19 protein-coding genes are annotated in these 20,785 nt (G+C 53.6%); 6 read left to right on the top strand and 13 right to left on the bottom strand.

Annotation, left to right across the window (positions count from 1 at the left end):
- Nucleotides 1–21 precede the first annotated feature (21 nt).
- The 3 genes from dxs to xseB are packed head-to-tail and all read right to left on the bottom strand — an operon-like array spanning nt 22 to nt 3,048.
- Nucleotides 22–1,887, bottom strand: a complete 1,866-nt coding sequence (gene dxs / locus F3I44_RS15445) for a 1-deoxy-D-xylulose-5-phosphate synthase (RefSeq protein WP_150013133.1) — start codon at nt 1,885–1,887, stop codon at nt 22–24.
- 19 nt (nt 1,888–1,906) lie between these two features.
- Nucleotides 1,907–2,806, bottom strand: a complete 900-nt coding sequence (ispA, locus tag F3I44_RS15440) for a (2E,6E)-farnesyl diphosphate synthase (RefSeq protein WP_150013135.1) — start codon at nt 2,804–2,806, stop codon at nt 1,907–1,909.
- Entirely contained in the window at nt 2,806–3,048 is a 243-nt protein-coding gene (gene xseB, locus F3I44_RS15435; protein WP_013356982.1) for an exodeoxyribonuclease VII small subunit, read from the bottom strand. Before xseB ends, ispA begins: the two co-directional genes overlap by 1 nt.
- A 232-nt stretch (nt 3,049–3,280) precedes the next feature.
- On the opposite strand from xseB, the gene thiI reads away from it, so the two are divergent.
- Entirely contained in the window at nt 3,281–4,729 is a 1,449-nt protein-coding gene (gene thiI, locus F3I44_RS15430) for a tRNA uracil 4-sulfurtransferase ThiI (protein ID WP_150013137.1), read from the top strand.
- 51 nt (nt 4,730–4,780) lie between these two features.
- Here the strand turns inward: thiI and yajL are convergent, their stop codons facing one another.
- On the bottom strand, nt 4,781–5,377 hold the full coding sequence (gene yajL, locus F3I44_RS15425; RefSeq protein WP_150013139.1) for a protein deglycase YajL: 597 nt from the start codon (nt 5,375–5,377) through the stop codon (nt 4,781–4,783).
- On the bottom strand, nt 5,331–6,251 hold the full coding sequence (gene panE / locus F3I44_RS15420) for a 2-dehydropantoate 2-reductase (RefSeq protein ID WP_150013141.1): 921 nt from the start codon (nt 6,249–6,251) through the stop codon (nt 5,331–5,333). The genes yajL and panE overlap by 47 nt, the downstream gene beginning before the upstream one ends.
- Before the next feature lie 135 nt (nt 6,252–6,386).
- On the opposite strand from panE, the gene F3I44_RS15415 reads away from it, so the two are divergent.
- Complete coding sequence (locus F3I44_RS15415; RefSeq protein WP_009091726.1) at nt 6,387–6,878, top strand: YajQ family cyclic di-GMP-binding protein; 492 nt, start codon at nt 6,387–6,389, stop codon at nt 6,876–6,878.
- 370 nt (nt 6,879–7,248) lie between these two features.
- Here F3I44_RS15415 and F3I44_RS15410 read toward each other — a convergent pair whose 3' ends face one another.
- From F3I44_RS15410 to F3I44_RS15375, 8 genes are all read right to left on the bottom strand, one after another.
- Nucleotides 7,249–8,613 carry an MFS transporter gene (locus F3I44_RS15410; RefSeq protein ID WP_150013143.1) on the bottom strand — a complete coding sequence of 455 codons (1,365 nt, stop codon included), beginning with the start codon at nt 8,611–8,613 and terminating at the stop codon, nt 7,249–7,251.
- Nucleotides 8,614–8,745: 132 nt separating this feature from the next.
- Nucleotides 8,746–9,633, bottom strand: a complete 888-nt coding sequence (gene cyoE / locus F3I44_RS15405; protein ID WP_061061826.1) for a heme o synthase — start codon at nt 9,631–9,633, stop codon at nt 8,746–8,748.
- A gap of 13 nt (nt 9,634–9,646) precedes the next feature.
- Nucleotides 9,647–9,976, bottom strand: a complete 330-nt coding sequence (locus F3I44_RS15400; RefSeq protein ID WP_008924889.1) for a cytochrome o ubiquinol oxidase subunit IV — start codon at nt 9,974–9,976, stop codon at nt 9,647–9,649.
- A complete protein-coding gene (locus F3I44_RS15395; RefSeq protein ID WP_009091720.1) occupies nt 9,976–10,593 on the bottom strand; it encodes a cytochrome o ubiquinol oxidase subunit III in 618 nt (205 codons plus the stop codon). Before F3I44_RS15395 ends, F3I44_RS15400 begins: the two co-directional genes overlap by 1 nt.
- A complete protein-coding gene (gene cyoB / locus F3I44_RS15390) occupies nt 10,593–12,575 on the bottom strand; it encodes a cytochrome o ubiquinol oxidase subunit I (protein ID WP_150013145.1) in 1,983 nt (660 codons plus the stop codon). The genes F3I44_RS15395 and cyoB overlap by 1 nt, the downstream gene beginning before the upstream one ends.
- 4 nt (nt 12,576–12,579) lie before the next feature.
- Entirely contained in the window at nt 12,580–13,506 is a 927-nt protein-coding gene (gene cyoA, locus F3I44_RS15385) for a cytochrome o ubiquinol oxidase subunit II (protein ID WP_150013147.1), read from the bottom strand.
- Nucleotides 13,507–13,950: 444 nt separating this feature from the next.
- Nucleotides 13,951–15,441, bottom strand: a complete 1,491-nt coding sequence (gene ampG / locus F3I44_RS15380; protein ID WP_150013149.1) for a muropeptide MFS transporter AmpG — start codon at nt 15,439–15,441, stop codon at nt 13,951–13,953.
- Between the two features lie 57 nt (nt 15,442–15,498).
- The gene (locus F3I44_RS15375; RefSeq protein ID WP_150013151.1) at nt 15,499–16,077 is read right to left on the bottom strand and encodes a lipoprotein; all 579 of its coding nucleotides are present in this window, start codon (nt 16,075–16,077) and stop codon (nt 15,499–15,501) included.
- A gap of 286 nt (nt 16,078–16,363) precedes the next feature.
- Between F3I44_RS15375 and bolA the strand changes: the two genes are divergently transcribed.
- The 4 genes from bolA (at nt 16,364) to clpX (ending at nt 20,642) form a co-directional block, all read left to right on the top strand.
- Entirely contained in the window at nt 16,364–16,678 is a 315-nt protein-coding gene (gene bolA, locus F3I44_RS15370) for a transcriptional regulator BolA (protein WP_033731761.1), read from the top strand.
- A 293-nt stretch (nt 16,679–16,971) separates the two neighbouring features.
- Nucleotides 16,972–18,276 carry a trigger factor gene (gene tig / locus F3I44_RS15365; protein WP_150013153.1) on the top strand — a complete coding sequence of 435 codons (1,305 nt, stop codon included), beginning with the start codon at nt 16,972–16,974 and terminating at the stop codon, nt 18,274–18,276.
- Between the two features lie 335 nt (nt 18,277–18,611).
- Nucleotides 18,612–19,235, top strand: coding sequence for an ATP-dependent Clp endopeptidase proteolytic subunit ClpP (gene clpP, locus F3I44_RS15360; protein ID WP_010255410.1), 624 nt, complete (start codon nt 18,612–18,614; stop codon nt 19,233–19,235).
- Between the two features lie 135 nt (nt 19,236–19,370).
- The gene (clpX, locus tag F3I44_RS15355; RefSeq protein WP_003850494.1) at nt 19,371–20,642 is read left to right on the top strand and encodes an ATP-dependent protease ATP-binding subunit ClpX; all 1,272 of its coding nucleotides are present in this window, start codon (nt 19,371–19,373) and stop codon (nt 20,640–20,642) included.
- The last annotated feature ends 143 nt before the right edge of the window (nt 20,643–20,785 follow it).

The raw sequence follows: 20,785 nt of genomic DNA, 5'->3' as shown, positions 1-20,785 counted from the left end.
GGGGAGCGCAGAGAGGAGAGGTTACTGCGCCAGCCAGCGGGCGATCTGTTGCTGAATGCCTTCGGCGTCCAGCAGATAGTCATGACGCACTTCATCCTGCGTGCCCTGCGGGATGAACTCATCGGGCAGGCCGATGTTCAGTACCGGAACGCCCAGGCGTTTCGCCATCACAAACTCATTGACGCCGCTGCCCGCACCGCCTTTGATTGCGCCTTCTTCCAGCGTAATCAATGAGTCGTGGGTGTTAGCGAGCCCGGCGATCAGCGCTTCATCCAGCGGCTTCACAAAGCGCATATCGACCAGTGTCGCGTTCAGCGCTTCTGCCGTGGCGGCGGCTTCTGGCAGCAGGGTACCGAAGTTCAGAATCGCCAGCTTTTCACCCTGACGTTTCACGACTGCTTTACCCAGCGGCAGACTCTGTAGTGGGGCCAGAGGGGTACCGACACCGGTGCCGCGTGGATAGCGCACCGCACTTGGGCCAGCCTGATGGTGGTAGCCGGTGTAAAGCATCTGCCGACACTCATTCTCATCGCTCGGCGTCATGATCACCATATCCGGCACGCAGCGCAGGTAGGCGAGATCAAACGCGCCCTGGTGAGTCTGACCATCCGCGCCAACAATACCACCGCGATCGATAGCAAACAGGACCGGCAGTTTCTGGATAGCGACGTCGTGGATCAGCTGATCGTAGGCGCGTTGCAGGAAGGTAGAATAGATGGCCACAATGGGTTTATAGCCGCCAATCGCCATACCCGCCGCGAAGGTTACCGCATGCTGCTCGGCGATCGCCACGTCAAAATATTGCTTCGGGAATTCACGAGAGAAAGCCACCATGCCGGAGCCTTCACGCATCGCCGGCGTAATCGCCATCAGCTTCGGATCGTCGGCAGCCATTTCGCACAGCCAGTTGCCGAAGATTTTAGAGTAGCTCGGCAGACCTTCTGCGCTTTTCGGCAGTTCGCCAATCGCCGGATCGAATTTAGGAACAGCGTGCCAGGCAATCGGATCTTCCTCTGCCGGGGCGTAGCCTTTACCTTTCTTCGTCATGATATGCAGGAACTGCGGCCCTTTCAGGCTGCGCATATTGCTCAGCGTATTGACCAGCGTCAGCACATCGTGACCATCAACCGGGCCAATGTAGTTAAAGCCCAGCTCTTCAAACAGCGTGCCCGGCACGACCATGCCTTTGAGATGCTCTTCGGTGCGTTTAACCAGCTCTTTAATTGGCGGCAGATTTGTCAGCACGCGCTTACTGCCTTCACGCAGTCGCGCGTAGGTTTTACCCGACAGGATCTGCGCCAGGCGATTATTCAGCGCGCCGACGTTTTCGGAAATCGACATCTCATTGTCATTGAGGATGACCAGCATGTCCGGCTTGATATCACCGGCATGGTTCATCGCTTCAAACGCCATACCAGCGGTAATCGCACCATCGCCAATAATACAGGCGGTGCGACGGCCCTGACCTTCACGTTCTGCCGCAGCGGCCATGCCCAGACCGGCACTGATAGAGGTCGATGAGTGACCGACGCTCAGGACGTCATATTCACTTTCACCGCGCCACGGAAACGGGTGTACGCCGTTTTTCTGACGGATAGTGCCGATGCGATCGCGGCGACCCGTCAGAATTTTATGCGGATAAGCCTGATGACCTACATCCCAGACCAGATGGTCAAACGGGGTGTTATAGACATAATGCAGCGCGACCGTCAGTTCAACCACGCCCAGACCCGATGCAAAATGGCCGCTGGAGCGGCTCACACTGTCTAACAGATACTGACGCAGTTCATCACACAGCGCAGGCAGCTTCTCTTTCGGCAGGGCGCGCAGCGCCTGAACGGTGTCTGCCAGCGCCAGTGTCGGGTATTTAGCAATATCAAAACTCATCAGAGACTCATTATGGAAGTTATTTGTCGCGTTCAATTATGAAGCTCGCCAGCGCCTGCAGTGCTGTAGTGTTATAGGAGTGCGCAGCGAGCAATTCTAAAGCATCAAGAGCTTCCTGATACAAATCCCGCGCCTTGGCGCGGGCATTTTCAAGGCCTAACAGTGAAGGATAGGTGCTTTTCCCCAGATTCTGATCGGCACCCTGACGTTTTCCGATCACTGCTGTGTCGCCGATCACATCCAGAATGTCGTCCTGCACCTGAAATGCGAGACCAATCGCCTCTGCATAGCGGTCGAGCAGCGGCAGCGCTTCGCGGCCCGCATCGCCTGCCGTTAATGCGCCTAAGCGCACCGCTGAGCGGATCAGCGCGCCGGTTTTATGGCGATGGATCTGCTCCAGCTTGTCGAGATCCACCGATTTACCCTCTGCCGCCAGATCAAGAGCCTGACCGCCGCACATGCCGGCCACGCCGCTGGCGTTTGCCAGTTCAGAGATCATCCGCAGCCGGTACTCCGCGCTGACACCCGGCATTGCTGCGTCAGTCAGAATGGAAAAGGCCAGCGTCTGCAGGGCGTCGCCCGCCAGAATCGCCGTATCTTCGCCATATTTAATGTGACAGGTTGGCTGCCCGCGACGCAGTGCATCGTCATCCATCGCAGGGAGATCGTCATGAATCAGAGAGTACGCATGAATGCATTCAACTGCGGCGGCAGGGGCATCCAGACTCGCCGAATTGGCGTGGAGCATTTCGCCGGTCGCGTAGACCAGAAAAGGACGCAGACGTTTACCGCCTAATAATGCCCCATAATGCATGGCATTCACCAGAGGAGAACTCTGAAAAGGAAGTGGCTCTATAAAACGCGTCAGCGCGGCGTTCACCTGCTGCTGATAAACGTCGAGTAAGTGGGCAAAATCCATTAGTCGTTTTCCGGCGTGAAAGCAGTGAGGTCGGCATCTTTATCATCGTTTAGCAGAATGCGGACCCGCTGTTCAGCCTGCTGCAGCGTCTGCTGACCATTCCGCGCCAGCTGCACGCCGCGTTCAAATTCGTTCAGGGCTTCTTCCAGCGGCAGTTCACCACTTTCAAGACGGCTGACAATCTGCTCCAGCTGCTGCAATGACGTTTCAAAGCTGGCTGGCTGTTCGGCTTTTTTCGGCATATTTCGTGTCGACTCACGGTTGGGACATTATCTCGCAATCGGTCATGGTAGCTGAGACCCTATGATTAGCAAAATAATCAATGCGGCGGCTGATGAAGAAGCAGTCACCTGACAAAGGTGATATACTCCCGCGCCTCGGATGCGGTTGCGCCTTGCAGCCCGCAATTTTGTGATTTTACCAGCTAAGTGCCGCCTGTTTTAGCACTTATTTGCCCAACGAAGCTGTGTCGCCATGAAGTTTATCATCAAGTTATTTCCTGAAATCACCATCAAGAGTCCGTCGGTGCGTTTGCGCTTTATCAAGATTCTTGCCAGCAATATCCGCAACGTCCTGAAAACCGTCAGCGACGACATCGCCGTTGTGCGCTACTGGGATCACATTGAAGTGCGGTCAAAAAATGCGGCGCTGGCTGGCATTATTCCCGATGAGCTTTCCCGCATTCCCGGTATCCATCACGTTTTAGCGGTTGAAGATCGTGAGTACACCGATATTCATCACATCTTTGAACAGACGTTAGCGCAGTATCGTGACAGTCTTGAAGGCAAGAGCTTCTGCGTACGTGTTAAACGTCGCGGTAAGCATAGCTTCAGTTCGCAGGATGTAGAGCGCTATGTGGGCGGCGGCCTGAATCAGCATATTGAAAGCGCCCGCGTGCAGCTTAAAAACCCTGACGTGACGGTGAACCTTGAAGTTGAAGAGAACCGCCTGACACTGGTGACTGCACGTTACGAAGGTCTGGGGGGCTTCCCGATCGGCACGCAGGAAGATGTGCTGTCACTGATTTCCGGTGGTTTCGACTCCGGCGTCTCCAGCTATATGCTGCTGCGTCGCGGCAGTCGCGTACATTACTGCTTCTTTAACCTTGGCGGTGCCGCCCATGAGATTGGCGTTCGTCAGGTTGCGCACTATTTGTGGAATCGTTTTGGTCGTTCACACCGCGTGCGCTTCGTGGCGATCAATTTTGAGCCGGTTGTCGGCGAGATCCTGGAAAAAGTGGATGACGGTCAGATGGGCGTGGTGCTGAAGCGCATGATGGTGCGTGCCGCTTCCCGCGTGGCTGAGCGTTACGGCGTACAGGCGCTGGTCACGGGTGAAGCGGTCGGGCAGGTATCGAGCCAGACGCTGACCAACCTGCGTCTGATTGATAACGCTTCCGATACGCTGATACTGCGTCCGCTGATCTCTCACGACAAAGAGCACATCATCAAAGTCGCCCGGGAGATCGGCACCGAAGATTTCGCCAGCACCATGCCGGAATATTGTGGTGTGATCTCAAAAAGCCCAACGGTGAAGGCGGTGAAGGCGAAGATCGAGGCAGAAGAGCAGAATTTCGACTTCACGATCCTGGATCGCGTGGTGGAAGAGGCGACCAACGTCGATATCCGCACTATCGCTGAACAGACAGAAGAGGAGGTGGTGGAAGTTGAGACCGTCGCGCTGCTGAGTGAAAACGACGTGGTGCTGGATATCCGCGCCATCGACGAGCAGGAAGAGAATCCGCTTGAGCTGAAGGCCACGGAGGTGAAATCACTGCCGTTTTACAAACTCAGCACGCAGTTTGGCGATCTCGATCAGAACCGCACCTGGCTGCTTTACTGCGATCGCGGCGTGATGAGCCGTCTGCAGGCGCTCTATCTGCATGAGCAGGGCTTTAAGAACGTGAAGGTTTACCGCCCGTAGTCCTGGCTGACTGTCAGTCAGACCCTGTCGGGGTCTGGCTGATGAGCCTGTTCAGGCCTGATAGTCATAAATGCCGGGAGCCAGCACCAGCTGTGCAGCGACCTCACGCGCCATCTCTTTTCCCACCAGCAGATCGATTAACTTCAGCGCAAAATCCATTGCCGTACCAGGCCCCTGGCTGGTCAGCAGATTGACGCGCGGATCCCAGACGACACGCCGCTCCATCCATTTGTCCTCCGGAATCGTCTCTTTCAGGCCAGGAAAGCCGGTCATATTGCCGACCGGAAAGAGATCGTGAGGGATCAGTACCGTGCCTGCGGCTGCGCATATTGCCGCGACAATCTTCTCATTGAGGTGAAACTGACGCACCGTTTCGACCAGTAGCGGGCTGTCACGGAAGGTCTCCGCGCCTTTCAGGCCACCGGGCAGGACGATGGCGGCGAAATCGTTGTCGGCGACTTCAACCAGCGTGACGTCAGCCAGCAGGCGGACACCACGCGAGCAGACAATCTCACGGCTGCCATCGCTTTCGACGCTGGCGGTGACAACCTTCAGGCCGGCCCGAACCAGCAGATCGATAGAGGTGACGGCTTCGGTTTCTTCACTGCCATGTGCCAGGCAAACCAGCACCGATGCGTTCGCGGTCATAATGGGACTCCTTGCGTTTTACAATGTCATACAGACGAGTGTTCTCCGTGAGCACCAGGCCGTGCGTCCGGGCGCGGCGTAGCAGAAAGCCGCTGATATAGTCGATTTCGGTGAGCCGCTGGGCGCGAACGTCCTGCAGCATTGAGGAGGTGTTGGCCGCGGTGCTTTCGATCACGTCAAAGATGATGTCCTGTAAACTGTCACTGGCGACGTTCTGGCCTTCACGCTCCATGACCCAGCTGATCTCTTCGCACAGTTGCGCAATCTGCTCCGGATACGCGCGCAGTGCGCCGTTCTGGCACTCATACTCCACGCTGAGCGGGTTGATGACGCAGTTGACAGCCAGTTTGCGCCAGCAGGCCGCCCGTATATTGTCATGCCAGGCAACATCGGGCAGGGCAGGGTGCAGGATGTCGGCGAGGTCGCTGTAAGCGGCGCTTTTGCGGTTACCTGGACCAATGTGAGTGATGCCACTGGCGATGTGCTTGATGACGGTGCCATCACGCATCGCCGCATGCGTGGTGACGCCACGCAGGAGTGGCTGAGTCATCCCTTTGAGTTCTTCCAGCGTGCCCATACCGTTATGCAGTAGCAGCACCGGGCAGTTTTCTGGCAGCACACTTTCCAGATTCTTCACGGCGGGTGAGACCTGCGGCGCTTTAAGCGTGACCAGTAGCAGCTGGCTTTCCGCCAGAAACAGCGGATCGTTAGCGATGAAGGTGCGGTTGGCTATGTTGCCTTCCGGGTCGACGACATTGGCCGAGCAATAGGGCTGCGGCACCCGCAACCATCCCTGCACCTCGTGTCCCTGACGGGCGAGCGCTGTCAGCCAGACCTGACCCAGAGCACCGCACCCTAACACGGTAATTTTCATACTGCCTCCCGCTGGCGGGCTATCCATTTATTATTTACTGTCACACCATGAGTATAGCGTCGTGCACAGCCTGATTTTATTTAGCACCGTAAGACGCGTATTATGCATGTCACTTTAGCGTCAGGAGAAGAAGAGATGCCATCTTTCGATATCGTTTCAGAAGTCGATCTGCAGGAAATTCGCAATGCGGTGGAGAATGCCAACCGTGAGGTGTCTACCCGCTTCGATTTCCGCAACGTGAGCGCCGAGTTTGAGCTCAACGAAAAGAATGAAACCATTAAAATCACCAGCGAGTCTGATTTCCAGGTTAAACAGCTGGTCGATATTTTGCGTGAGAAGTTACTGAAGCGCGGCATTGAAGGCGGAGCCTTAGAGGTGCCGGAAGAGATTGAGCACAGCGGTAAAAGCTGGGCGGTCGATGCCAAACTGAAGAAGGGCATTGAGAGCGACGTAGCGAAGAAGCTGGTGAAGCTGATCAAAGACAGTAAGCTGAAAGTACAGACCCAGATTCAGGGTGAAGCGTTACGAGTGACCGGCAAAGCGCGCGATGATCTGCAGAGCGCAATGGCGATTGTGCGCGGCAGCAATCTGGGGCAGCCTTTCCAGTTTAAAAACTTCCGCGATTAAGTGGGGGCAGGCTGTTTTTTGGGCCTGAAGGCAGTGATGAAAAACCCGGCTCAGGCCGGGTTTTTTGTTACCTGGCAGGAGCAGCGCTGCATCTATCCAAATTTGTGAGCCGTCTGAATGAAGACGTAGTCTGTGACGTCAGTGGCATCGTGCGCTGGCTTGCATCTCTTTGAACAAGTAAAGCGTCTGGAGCGGGGTGTTGTAGGGCGTCTGTGCGATTGCGCGCTTGCTCAGGGAGCCTGTGCCTTTCGCAAAGACGCAAAAGCGCCATCCATGGCGGCTTTTGCGACTTTCCGATCTGACCCTGTTCCCTGAGCCAGCTCGATCCTGAAGCGAAACGAGCGGAAGTTGTCGTGAAAATTTTCTTAAACTAGCAACTCCCCAGCAACGCTTCCAGCTCAGGGCGGCTGGTAACTTTACTGTCGATTTTGATATAAGCGCTTTTCTCTTCCGGCACGATAAACACGGAGTTCACTCCTTTCTGCGCTTTCAGGCGCTGCTCCAGATTCGGCAAAGCCAGTGCGGCATCGCTCAGCACAATGCGCAGGCTGCTCACATAAGGCGGCTCCTGCATCGTCATACTGACAAACAGCCAGGCTGCTGCCACCATCGCGCCGACCATGAACACGGTCTGTGCATCGAAATGACCAAACACCCAGCCACCCATGCTGCCGCCAACGGCTACGCCAAGGAACTGGCTGGTGGAGTAAATGCCCATCGCCGTGCCTTTATAACCGGCAGGCGACTCTTTACTGATCAGCGAAGGGAGAATGGCTTCCATCAGATTGAAAGCGAAGAAGAAGAGCTGAACCCCAACGACCAGCGTCCAGAAATGGCCTTCCGCACCCCACAGCACGATCTCGGCAATCACAATCATCCCGACGCAGCCCACAAAGACGCGCTTCATGCGACGCTTCACTTCGGCATAAATGATGAACGGCACCACGCCCGCAAAGGCAATCAGCATGGTAGAGAGATAGACTTTCCAGTGTTCAGGTGCCGGGAAACCCGCCTGTTCAAACTGTCCAGGTAAGGCAACAAAGCTCGACATCAGCAGAATATGCAGACAGAAAATACCGATATTCAGCTTCACCAGGCGGGGATTAGCCAGCACCTTGCGAAAGCTGCCTTTGACAATGCCCGATTCACGGTTCAGGACATGATGGGAGGCGGACGGCACTACGAGAAGTGTGATCACGATTCCCAGCGAGGCCAGAATCGCGATCATCCAGAACAGCGCATGCAGGCCCAGTGCGTGAGTGACAATCGGGCCGACCACCATTGCAATCGCGAAGGTCACACCAAAACTGATGCCGATAAACGCCATCGCTTTGGTGCGGTTCTGCTCACGGGTTAAATCGGATAACAGTGCCATCACGGCAGCGGCAATTGCGCCGGAGCCCTGCAGCGCACGGCCCAGAATAATGCCCCAGATGGAGTCGGTACAGGCTGCAATAACGCTGCCCAGAACAAACAGCAGCAGTCCGCCGACGATCAACGGCTTGCGGCCGATGCGATCAGAGAGCAGACCAAAAGGAATCTGAAATATTGCCTGGGCAAGGCCATAGATACCGATCGCCAGACCAATCAGCGTTTCACTCGCGCCCTGTAATGCCATGCCATAAGTGGTCAGTACCGGCAGGACCATAAACATCCCAAGCATACGCAGGGAAAAGACCGTACCGAGGCCCCATGTGGCACGCAGCTCCACCGGAGTCATTTTATTATCGTTCATTCCAACCTCTGTTAATGTGCTGCATTTATTCTAGGGGGCGGGGCAGGGCGGGTAAAACAATAGTTTTTAAGCAGTGGTAACAAAAAGAAAGGGCGCGAAAATCGCGCCCTTTTCATGCCGTATCGGTGCCGGTTACCAGACGTATGTCAGCAGGTCCTTCGAAGCCGGAGCCATCGAATCTACCGACATCATCACGCTCAGCGCGGTGATGGTCACGATAGAGAAGACAAACAGCTTACGCGCCCAGACACGGTCATCTGCGGTTTTGTAACCCGATAACGCCATGCCCAGCCACCAGACGCTGACCGCAGCGGCCACCACCAGATATTTGTAGCCTGCGTAACCGCCCAGCGTCAGCATCAGCGTGGCAATCATAAACGCCAGGATATAGAGCGTAATATGATTCTTCGCGACGGAAATGCCTTTCACCACCGGCAGAACCGGGATGTTCGCTGCCTGGTAATCTTTAAAGCGGAAGATGGCAATCGCGTACGAATGCGGCATCTGCCACAGGCTAAAGATTGCCAGCAGGATCAATGCGCCAGCATCAAACTGGTTAGAGACCGCGCAGTAGCCGATAACCGGCGGCGCAGCACCCGACAGACTGCCAATCAGCGTGCCGTAAACGGAATGACGCTTCATGTACAGGCTGTAGATGCCCACGTATACCACGAAGCCCATCACCGCCAGCCACATGGCCAGCGGATTAGCACCGAAGTAGAGCAACGCAAAGCCAGCAATACCCAGCACTGTGGCATAAACCAGGCTTACTTTCGCGGAGATAAGGCCTTTTACCAGCACCCGATTCCTGGTTCTCTCCATCTTGATGTCGATGTCGCGGTCAATCACGTTGTTGAAAACACAACCCGATGCAACCACCAGTGACACGCCCACCAGAGTGATGAGAAACAGGGCGTAATCCGTGTTGCCTTTGGAGGCCAACAGGAATCCGCCGATCACAGAAATTAAATTCCCGAAAATAATTCCTGGTTTTGTAACTTGCAGGTATTGCTTAAACATTACGCGTGACTCTTTAGTGAGGCATCATGTTGTAGTTGAGGTTCCACATGATCCACAGTGAGCCTACTACGACAATCAGGATGATGATGGCCGAGAAAACAATGGCTACCATGTTCCAGCCACCCTCAGATTTGCTGTCTAAGTGCAGGAAGTATACCAGGTGAACCAGCACCTGAATGACCGCACACACCAGAACAACACCGAGGATAGTACCGTGAGATGCACTGCCATCCATCACCATCCAGAACGGGATCGCCGTCAGGATGATAGAGAGGATGAAGCCGATCATGTAGGACTTCACGCTACCGTGTGAAGCGCCATGTTCGTTAACAGAATGACTCATTACATGGCTCCCATCAGGTAAACAACGGTGAAGACGCAAATCCAGACCACGTCCAGGAAGTGCCAGAACAGGCTCAGACACATGATACGGGTACGGTTAGTCGCGTTCAGGCCACGTTTGGAAATCTGGAACATCAGAACCAGCATCCAGATCAGACCGGAGGTCACGTGCAGACCGTGGGTACCGACCAGCGTAAAGAAGCCAGACAGGAAGCCACTGCGATCCGGACCAAAGCCTTCAGCAATCAGGTGATGGAATTCATAGATTTCCATCCCGATGAAGCCCAGACCGAACAGGAAGGTCAGCGCCAGCCAGCCGATAACGGCACCTTTTTGCTCCTTATTCATGGAGATAACAGCCATGCCGTAAGTGATCGAACTCAACAGCAGCAGGGCGGTTTCTACCAGAACAAACGGCAGCTCAAAGATATCTTTACCTGCCGGGCCACCGGCAGTGTTGTTGACCATGACGGCATAGGTCGCAAACAGGGTTGCGAAGATAATGCAGTCACTCATCAGGTAGATCCAGAAGCCAAAGACTTTGTTGGCTCCTGCATCGTGATGCCCATGCTCCGCATGGGCGTCGTGGTGATGTTTAATCAGAGTTTCAGTTGACATTATTTCAGACCTGCTTTGCTGATTTCGTCAAAGTGCTGGTTCTCAATCTTCTGAACTTCGGCAACCGGAACGTAGTAATCCACGTCTTCGTCGAAGCTCTTCACGATCCAGGTAACGATCATGCCGAGGAATGAAAGACCCGCCATCCACCAGATATGCCAGATCAGCGCGAAGCCCATCACAGTAGCGAATGCGCAGATGACGATTGCCGCACCACTGTTTTTCGGCATATGAATTTCTTCATAGGATGCCGGCTGTTTGTACGCTTCGCCTTTCTCTTTCATTTCCCAGAACGCATCACGCTCATGGACATGTGGGATGACAGCAAAGTTATAGAACGGTGGTGGTGAAGAGGTTGCCCACTCCAGCGTACGACCGCCCCACGGGTCACCGGTCAGATCACGGTTCTGGTCGCGGTCACGGACCGAAACATAGAACATGGTCAGCTGGCACAGGATACCCAGCGCAATCAGACCTGCACCGACCGCAGCGACTACCAGCAGAGGGTGGAACTGTGGATCGATATCCTGGCTCAGACGACGGGTCATACCCATGAAGCCCAGTGCGTACAGCGGCATAAAGGCAACGAAGAAGCCAATAATCCAGAACCAGAATGCGCGCTTACCCCAGGTTTCGTTCAGGGTGAAGCCAAATGCTTTCGGGAACCAGTAGGTCACGCCCGCCATACAACCGAAGACAACACCACCGATGATAACGTTATGGAAGTGTGCAATCAGGAACAGGCTGTTGTGCAGAATGAAGTCAGCACCTGGAACGGCCAGCAGTACGCCAGTCATACCCCCTACAGAGAAGGTTACCAGGAAGCCAACGGTCCACAGCATGGCAGAGTGCATCTGAATGCGGCCCTGATACATGGTGAACAGCCAGTTGAAGATTTTAACCCCGGTCGGAATCGCGATGATCATCGTCATGATACCGAAGAAGGCGTTAACGTTGGCACCCGCACCCATGGTGAAGAAGTGGTGCAACCAGACGATGAACGACAGTACGGTAATGGCGATGGTCGCCCACACCAGTGAGGTATAACCAAACAGACGTTTCTTGGAGAAGGTCGCGGTAATTTCTGCGAACACACCAAACACCGGCAGAACCAGAATATACACTTCCGGATGGCCCCAGACCCAGATCAGGTTGACGTACATCATCATGTTCCCGCCCATTTCATTGGTGAAGAAATGGAAGCCGAGATAACGATCAAGGGTCAACAGCGCCAGGGTCACGGTCAGAACCGGGAATGCAGCGATGATCAGGACGTTGGTGCAGAGCGCGGTCCAGGTAAAGACCGGCATTTTGAACAGGCTCATGCCCGGTGCGCGCATCTTCAGGATGGTCACGAAGAAGTTAATACCGGTTAAGGTCGTACCAATACCCGAGAGCTGAAGGCTCCAGATCCAGTAATCGACCCCGACGCCGGGACTGTACTCCGCGCCGGAAAGTGGCGGATAAGCCAGCCAGCCGGTCTGCGCGAACTCGCCCACACCCAGCGACAGGTTAACCAGGATCACACCGACCGCGGTAAACCAGAAGCTCAGGTTGTTCAGGAACGGGAACGCAACGTCACGTGCACCAATCTGCAGCGGAACGGCGATGTTCATCAGGCCAACCACGAAAGGCATCGCCACGAAGAAGATCATAATGACGCCGTGCGCCGTAAAGATCTGGTCGTAGTGATGCGGTGGCAGAATGCCCGCTTCACCGGCCGACGCCATCACCTGTTGAGTACGCATCATGATGGCATCAGCAAAACCACGCAGCAGCATGACGAATGCCATGATGACGTACATGATACCCAGTTTTTTATGGTCGACAGACGTCAGCCATTCAGACCACAGATATTGCCATTTACCAAAATAGGTGATGGCGGCAATCAGTGCCAGACCACCTAGAATGATACCGGCGACCGTGACCATGATAATCGGCTCATGGTACGGCACTGCATCCAGTGTTAATTTTCCGAACATCGTATTATTCCTCGGCTCCCGCGGAAGCGGCGTGACTCATGTCCATACCTTCATGCTGAGGCATGTCCATTTTCCCGTGGCTCATCTTGAACTTGTCGATGACTTGCATGAACAGTTTCGGATCAGCTGAAGAGAAATATTCCACCGGATGATTTTCGCTTGGCATAGCCACTTTCTCGAAATCTTCCATGGTGGTCAGCGTGTTAGGTGCTGCTTTAACTTTTGCTACCCACTGCTGGAATTCCGCATCGTCTTTGGTTGCAATGGCTTTAAACTTCATGCCAGAGAAACCACGACCACTGAAGTTCGCAGAGATACCGTCGAACGTGCCTGGCTCATTCGCAATCAGATGCAGTTTGGTCTGCATACCCGCCATCGCATAAATCTGGCTGCCGAGTGTTGGAATGAAGAAAGAGTTCATGACGGAGTTAGAGGTGATTTTGAAGTTCACCGGAGTATTTGCCGGGAAGGCAATCTGGTTCACGGTCGCAATACCCTGTTCCGGGTAAATGAACAACCATTTCCAGTCCAGTGCAACCACATCGATCTCAACCGGTTTCACATCAGATTGCAGCGGTTTGCTGGGCTCCAGTGCGTGGGTTGATTTCCAGGTCAGTACGCTAAGGAAGAGAATGATCAGGATCGGAATGGTCCAGACCACGGCTTCAACCTTGTTAGAGTGTGACCAGTTAGGGCTGTACTTCGCATTCGTGTTGGACGCCCGATACTTCCAGGCAAACACCACGGCCATCAGGACTGCGGGAATCACGACGATCAACATCAGGCCAAAGGCAGTCAGTATCAGCGAACGTTGCTCCAGTGCAATCTGTCCTTTGGGATTTAACAATGCACTATCGCAGCCACTCATTAATAAAGTGCCTGCAATTAATGACAAAATCCCCAAACTTTTATTGTATTTACTGAGTCTCATTTAACGACCTCAATGACAAAGGGCTCTATTGTCGTTTAAGTGTGCGCGCATTTTACGGGAAGGTTTATGCAGTGTAAACCAGCTTAAGGATGTGTCAGATACGTGTTGACACCTTTTGCTAAGGGTGTCACAGATGTTGCGCCAGGTGACAAATAATTAACGCAGACAAGCAGTTGGCATCAATATAACAAAAACCGATGGAAGTAACCGTAAAAAAATCAGGGAAAGGAATAACCCTTACTTTTAACTCCCAAATATTTAACAAGTCTGCATCATTTGCGCGATGAAATTTAACTAAAGTAATTGCTAACCGGTTTTTAGTATTTCCGCTACGCCTCCTCAGGATCTATTCTTATTTTTTAAAAAGAACATGCGATGATAAATGACGGCGACTTATCCGGACGTTACAAAATAAGCCGCAACCCGTTAACCTATCGATTTCACTTAAGCATCTGACGCGGGCAAAACCGGCGTTCTCTTCAGCGCCCGATAGTCCAGCAACACTCCGGCTAGCACTGCCAGCAGGGAGAGGCTCATGCCTAGCTCAAACAGGCGGGTCAGCAGCGGTGCCAGCGCAGTCATCCCCAGTGCATTCAGTGCCAGCGCGATCAGCCAGAGAGCCAGTACGCCGCAGCCGGCTGCAAACAGACGATTAGTCCAGCGATAGCCATGAGGATAGTAGCTTCGTGTGAGGAAATTGCCACTCTGCTCTACCTGATTAAGTGTTTGTCGGCAAAAAGCGAGCAGCATCAGGCCCGGCAAACCCGCGATCACCGTGAAAGCATAAAAGGTCGGCCAGCCCCAGAGTTCCACCAGCCAGCCTGCCGCCGGGCCGACATAGACCCGACCTACGGCAGAGAGCGCCGATAACAGGGCAAACTGGGTGGCTGAGAACGATTTATTGCACAGCGTCATTAACAACGCGACAAAGGCCGCGGTACCCATGCCGCCGCAGAGGTTTTCGACAAAGACTGCGCTGGCCATGCTCCACAACTGTTTGCCGGTCACCGCCAGCAGCCAGTAACCAAAATTTGAAACTGCCTGCAGCACGCCGAAAATCAGCAGTGCCCGGAACAGACTCAGGCGCTGCATCAGTACGCCGCCATAAAGCGCTCCGATAATGGTCGCCAGCAGGCCCAGCGTCTTGTTGACCAGGCCGACGTCACCGGGATTGAAACCGACGCCGCGGATCAGAAAAGTAGTGGTCAGCGAGGCGGCAAAGGCATCGCCCAGCTTGTAGAGAATAATCAGTGTAATCAGCAGCCAGGCATTGTTGCGCTGAAAGAAATCGTTAAGCGGGTCGACAACCGCCTGTCGCAGTGAATGCGGGGTGGAAATGCGCGTGTCCGGCTCGCTCGCCATCAGCGTGGCGATAATGCCCGGCACCATCATGAGCGCCATCAGCCAGTAGGTCGCCTGCCAGCCCAGATAACGGTCAGCCAGCCACAAGGCCAGCCCGCCTGAAATCAGCATCGCCAGCCGATAGCCCAGCACGGTAATGGCTGCGCCGCTGCCGCGCTCTTCAGGTGGCAGAATATCGGTTTTCCAGGCGTCAAAAACGATGTCCTGCGAGGCGGAGCAGAAAGCGATCAGCACTGCCAGCGCCGCCATCAGGGTCAGATCGCGTCCTGGTTGCAGAAATCCCATCGCGACAATCCCGCCCACCAGCGCCAGCTGACTCAGCAGTAACCAGCCGCGACGCCGGCCCAGAAACGGCGGCGTATAGCGGTCCATCATCGGCGACCAGAGAAATTTAAAGACATAGGCCTGGCCGACCAGTGAAAAGAAGCCGATGGTTTTCAGATCGACATTTTCCACCGTCATCCACGCCTGCAACGTGCCCGAAGTCAGTGCCAGCGGCAGTCCGGAAGCAAAACCAAGGAGCAGCAATACGGCGGCGTTTTTCTGGCTGAAGAGGCGAAGATAGTGGTTCATGCGGATCCTGCAGATAACAAAAAGCCCTGCACGAGGCAGGGCAGAGGTGAGACGGTATTAACGGGCGTTCTGCTTGATGAAGTCGTTAACGCTGGTGTCCTGTGCCATATCCGCAATCACATCGCTCATGGTGGCGTTCACTGCGTCAGTAATCTTCTGGTTACTGGCGTTGAACGCGCCTTCTACACTGTAAGTCTGGCGGTAGTTTTTAACCTGCTTGTTGCCGTTTTTCGCGGTCGCGATAATCGAGATGTCCGCTTTAGTGGTGATGCTGTAGCGCACATTACCCTGCGTCACGTCAGCGTAGAGGTTGTTAACCACAATCTGCAGATCAACCGCGCCATCAGGACCAATCATATAACCACGTGCGGTCATCTGCTTCTCCAGCACTTCCTGCAGCAGGAAACGGAGATCGCGCGAAGGCGTCAGGGTCACTAACTGACCATCACGGTTAACTTTTGCCAGCGCCTGATCTTTACGCTGGTCGGCACCATTGATGCTCACGGTCACGCCCATCAGGCCCGGATCCTGCTGTGGCAACTGAATTTTAGGCTGGATAGTCAGGGTATTATTGCTGGTTGCACAGCCGGCTAAAATAAACGCAGCCAACAGTGGGAATAACAGTTTTTTCAACATACTTTTTCTCGTTGGTGTCAGGGGGTTGGTTTGCAAAAACTGTAGGCATCATAGCATTGCCCGTCAGTGAAAAAAGCCCTGTTGCGGGTGAAATTATCTTTGAAACTGTTTTAAGCACCTTCTCTGACAGGCTGGTTTGATGATGGTTTCGACTGCGTTATGATGCCTGCCGGAAGCATGCTGACATAAAATGCAATATTTAGCGTCCGCCGACGGGTAAGCGCACTAAAAGCGACTAAGATTGAATGAGATGGGGCACCGCGCTCGCCATTGAGGAGTAATAGCCATGATCCGCGAACAAATAGAAGAAAAGCTGCGTGTGGCGTTTCAGCCAGCTCATCTGGAAGTACATGACGAAAGTTATCGGCACAACGTGCCTGCCGGATCGGAGAGTCACTTCAAAGTGGTTATTGTCAGCGACTGCTTTGCAGGCCAACGTTTCCTGGCGCGTCATCGCCTGATTTATAGCGAACTGGCAGCTGAATTAGCGGGCAGTGTTCACGCCTTAGCCCTGCATACTTACACCCTGAAAGAGTGGGAAGGGTTGCAGGATACCGTTCTGGCTTCGCCTAACTGTCGTGGTGCCGGAAGTCTCGCCTGAGCTCCCATCTCTGAAACGGCCTGCTGGCCGTTTTTTCTGTGATTTAACGAAAAACGCGATCTCTGGCTCAAAAAAGCAGCAAACCTGCTGAAAAGTGGTGAGTTAGCGTCCTCGACTCATTCCAGCGATGCCGCTATAATGCTGCGTCTATTTTTCCGGAATGTCTTCGGGACGCTTCTGGTAACAGGGATCAGGTTCTCTTCACGGAAGCCGTCCCGGTTGTTAGATACGGCGCATTTCACGATGTGTGGTGTCTGAAGTTGACCGAGCACGTGATTTTTTGAGGTAACAAGATGCAAGTTTCTGTAGAGACCACTCAGGGCCTGGGCCGTCGCATTACGATTACTGTTGCAGCTGACAGCATCGAAAGCGCAGTAAAAAAAGAACTGGTTGATGTTGCCAGGAAAGTTCGCATCGATGGTTTCCGTAAAGGCAAAGTGCCGATGAACATCGTAGCGCAGCGTTACGGCGCATCTGTCCGTCAGGACGTGCTGGGCGAGCTGATGACGCGCAACTTTGTTGACGCCATCATCAAAGAAAAAATTAATCCGGCTGGCGCACCAAATTATGTGCCAGGCGAATACAAAGAAGGCCAGGATTTCACCTACGCGGTTGAATTCGAAGTTTATCCGGAAGTTGAGCTGAAAGGCCTGGAAAACATCGAAGTCGAAAAACCTGTTGTTGAAGTGACTGATGCTGATGTTGATGCCATGCTGGATACCCTGCGCAAGCAGCAGGCCAACTGGATCGAAAGCGACGCAGCTGCAGGCCCTGAAGATCGTGCAACTATCGATTTCAACGGTTCTGTTGACGGTGAAGAGTTTGAAGGTGGCAAAGCCACTGATTTCGTTCTGGCCATGGGCCAGGGCCGCATGATCCCAGGCTTTGAAGAAGGCGTTGTGGGTCATAAAGCGGGCGAAACGTTCACTATCGACGTGAAATTCCCGGACGACTACCACGCAGAAACCCTGAAAGGGAAAGATGCGAAGTTCGAGATCGTGCTGAAGAAAGTTGAAACGCGCGAGCTGCCAGAGCTGACTGAAGAGTTCATCAAACGTTTCGGCGTTGAAGATGGTTCAGTAGCCGGTCTGCGTACTGAAGTGCGTAAGAACATGGATCGCGAGCTGAAAGGCGCTATCCGTAACCGCATCAAAACCCAGGCGATCGACGGCCTGGTTGAAGCGAACGAAATCGACGTGCCGGCGGCGCTGGTTGACAGCGAAATCGACGTTCTGCGTCGTCAGGCTGCACAGCGTTTCGGTGGCAACGAACAGCAGGCGCTGGAACTCCCACGCGAACTGTTTGAAGAGCAGGCTAAACGTCGTGTTGTTGTCGGTCTGCTGCTGGGCGAAGTCATTCGTACCCACGAGCTGAAAGCTGACGAAGCGCGCGTGAACACCATGATTGAAGAGATGGCTTCTGCGTATGAAGATCCGAAAGAAGTTATCGAGTTCTACAGCAAGAATAACGAGCTGATGAACAACATGCGCAACGTCGCGCTGGAAGAGCAAGCTGTTGAAGCGGTCCTGGCGAAAGCGAAAGTGACCGAGAAAGAGACCAACTTCCAGGAACTGATGAATCAGACCGCTCAGGCCTGATCACGCAGTTAACCGTCTGTGCTAAGCCCGTGACTGAAAAGTCGCGGGCTTTTTTGTGTTTTACGTACAGAACGCGACTCTTCGCCGCTATTTGCTTAATTAATCGGCAAATTATTCACCCATCGCTTTTTCCGGGTTAGCGAACAGGGAAAAGATTGTTATGCTTGAAACATGCGTGCAGCATCCCCAGATAGTGGGAGTATGCAGAAATGAGAGTGAGGCTGGCTGATTAACCGTCCTGAAGGTGTCGGAAAAGGTGCGACGTGGAGTTTCCCGCGCGTCTTACGTAGAATCGGTACAGAATGTTGCCAATGAAATTTATCCAGGAGACGGTAATGTCATACAGTGGCGATCGTGAATATACTGCACCGCACAATGCGCTGGTGCCAATGGTGGTTGAACAAACTTCGCGTGGTGAGCGTTCTTACGACATCTACTCCCGTCTGCTGAAAGAGCGCGTCATTTTTCTGACCGGCCAGGTTGAAGACCACATGGCGAATCTGATTGTGGCCCAGATGCTGTTTCTGGAAGCTGAGAACCCGGAAAAAGATATCTATCTCTACATCAACTCGCCAGGCGGTGTGATCACGGCCGGTATGTCGATTTACGACACCATGAAATTTATCAAACCGGATGTCAGCACTATCTGTATGGGACAGGCCTGTTCAATGGGTGCGTTTCTGCTGACAGCGGGCACTAAAGGCAAGCGTTTCTGTCTGCCAAACTCGCGCGTGATGATCCACCAGCCTCTGGGCGGCTATCAGGGCCAGGCGTCAGACATTGAAATCCATGCGCGTGAAATCCTCAAAGTTAAACAGCGTATGAATGAGCTGATGGCTGAGCACACCGGTAAAACGCTGGAAGAAATTGAGCGTGATACCGAGCGTGACCGTTTCCTCTCTGCAAATGAAGCGGTAGAGTATGGATTAGTCGATTCAATTCTGACGCATCGCCAATAAGACCCCGACTTACCGTTGTCCCTGGTCTATAGTTAACAGGATAACGGTACTATTATGGGTTGAATGAATTTCGGCCGTCCCTGTACGGCCTGAGCCGTACGCGGGTATGGCCTGAGAACAAGAAGAGGTTAACTGATGACAGATAAGCGCAAAGACGGTTCAGGGAAGTTGCTGTACTGCTCTTTTTGCGGCAAAAGCCAGCATGAAGTGCGTAAGCTGATTGCCGGGCCGTCAGTGTATATCTGCGATGAGTGTGTTGACCTGTGCAACGACATCATTCGCGAAGAGATTAAAGAAGTTGCCCCGCATCGTGAACGCAGTGCGTTGCCAACCCCACATGAAATTCGCCATCACCTCGATGATTATGTTATCGGTCAGGAAAGAGCGAAGAAAGTGCTGGCGGTTGCGGTTTACAACCACTACAAGCGTTTGCGTAACGGCGATACCAGTAATGGCATCGAACTGGGCAAAAGTAATATTCTGCTGATTGGCCCGACCGGTAGTGGTAAAACGCTGCTGGCGGAAACGCTGGCGCGCCTGCTGGATGTGCCATTCACTATGGCTGACGCCACCACGCTGACTGAAGCCGGTTACGTGGGTGAAGACGTTGAAAACATCATCCAGAAACTGCTGCAGAAATGTGACTACGACGTACAGAAAGCACAGCGCGGCATCGTTTATATTGATGAAATCGACAAAATCTCACGCAAGTCAGATAACCCGTCGATTACCCGTGACGTATCAGGCGAAGGCGTACAGCAGGCTCTGCTTAAACTGATTGAAGGTACTGTGGCTGCTGTTCCGCCGCAGGGTGGACGTAAGCATCCGCAGCAGGAATTTTTGCAGGTTGATACCTCGAAAATTCTGTTTATCTGCGGCGGCGCATTCGCCGGCCTGGACAAAGTGATCTCCCAGCGTGTGGAAACCGGATCCGGTATCGGCTTCGGCGCAACCGTGAAAGGGAAATCGCAGAAAGCCAGCGAAGGCGAACTGCTTTCACAGTGTGAACCTGAAGATTTAATCAAATTTGGTCTGATCCCTGAGTTCATCGGCCGTCTGCCTGTTGTGGCGACGCTGAGCGAGCTGAGTGAAGAAGCCCTGATTCAGATTCTGCGTGAGCCGAAGAACGCCCTGACCAAACAGTACCAGGCGCTGTTTAACCTGGAAGGCGTTGAGCTGGAGTTCCGTGACGAGGCGTTAACCGCTATTGCGAAGAAAGCGATGTCACGTAAAACCGGTGCTCGTGGGCTGCGTTCCATTGTTGAAGGCGCGCTGCTGGAAACCATGTATGACCTGCCTTCCATGGATGACGTGGAAAAAGTAGTGATTGATGAATCAGTTATTGAAGGTCAGTCTGAGCCCATGCTGATTTACGGCAAGCATGAAGCGCAGGCATCTGGCGAATAATTAAACAGATCGTCCATGTTGTTCTATTAAAAAAGGGGAAAATGTTTCCCCTTTTGCTTTTCTCGCCTCTGTGACGTTGAATGTCGGACAATCATCCCCATATACTCAGATACCTGTGGGTTTAACTGCATACCTGCCTGATG

This window comes from Pantoea sp. F_5 (assembly GCF_008631595.1).
Lineage (GTDB): Bacteria > Pseudomonadota > Gammaproteobacteria > Enterobacterales > Enterobacteriaceae > Pantoea > Pantoea gossypiicola.
The sequence above is the reverse complement of the archived record's forward strand: the minus strand, read 5'-3'. Positions and strand labels throughout refer to the sequence as shown.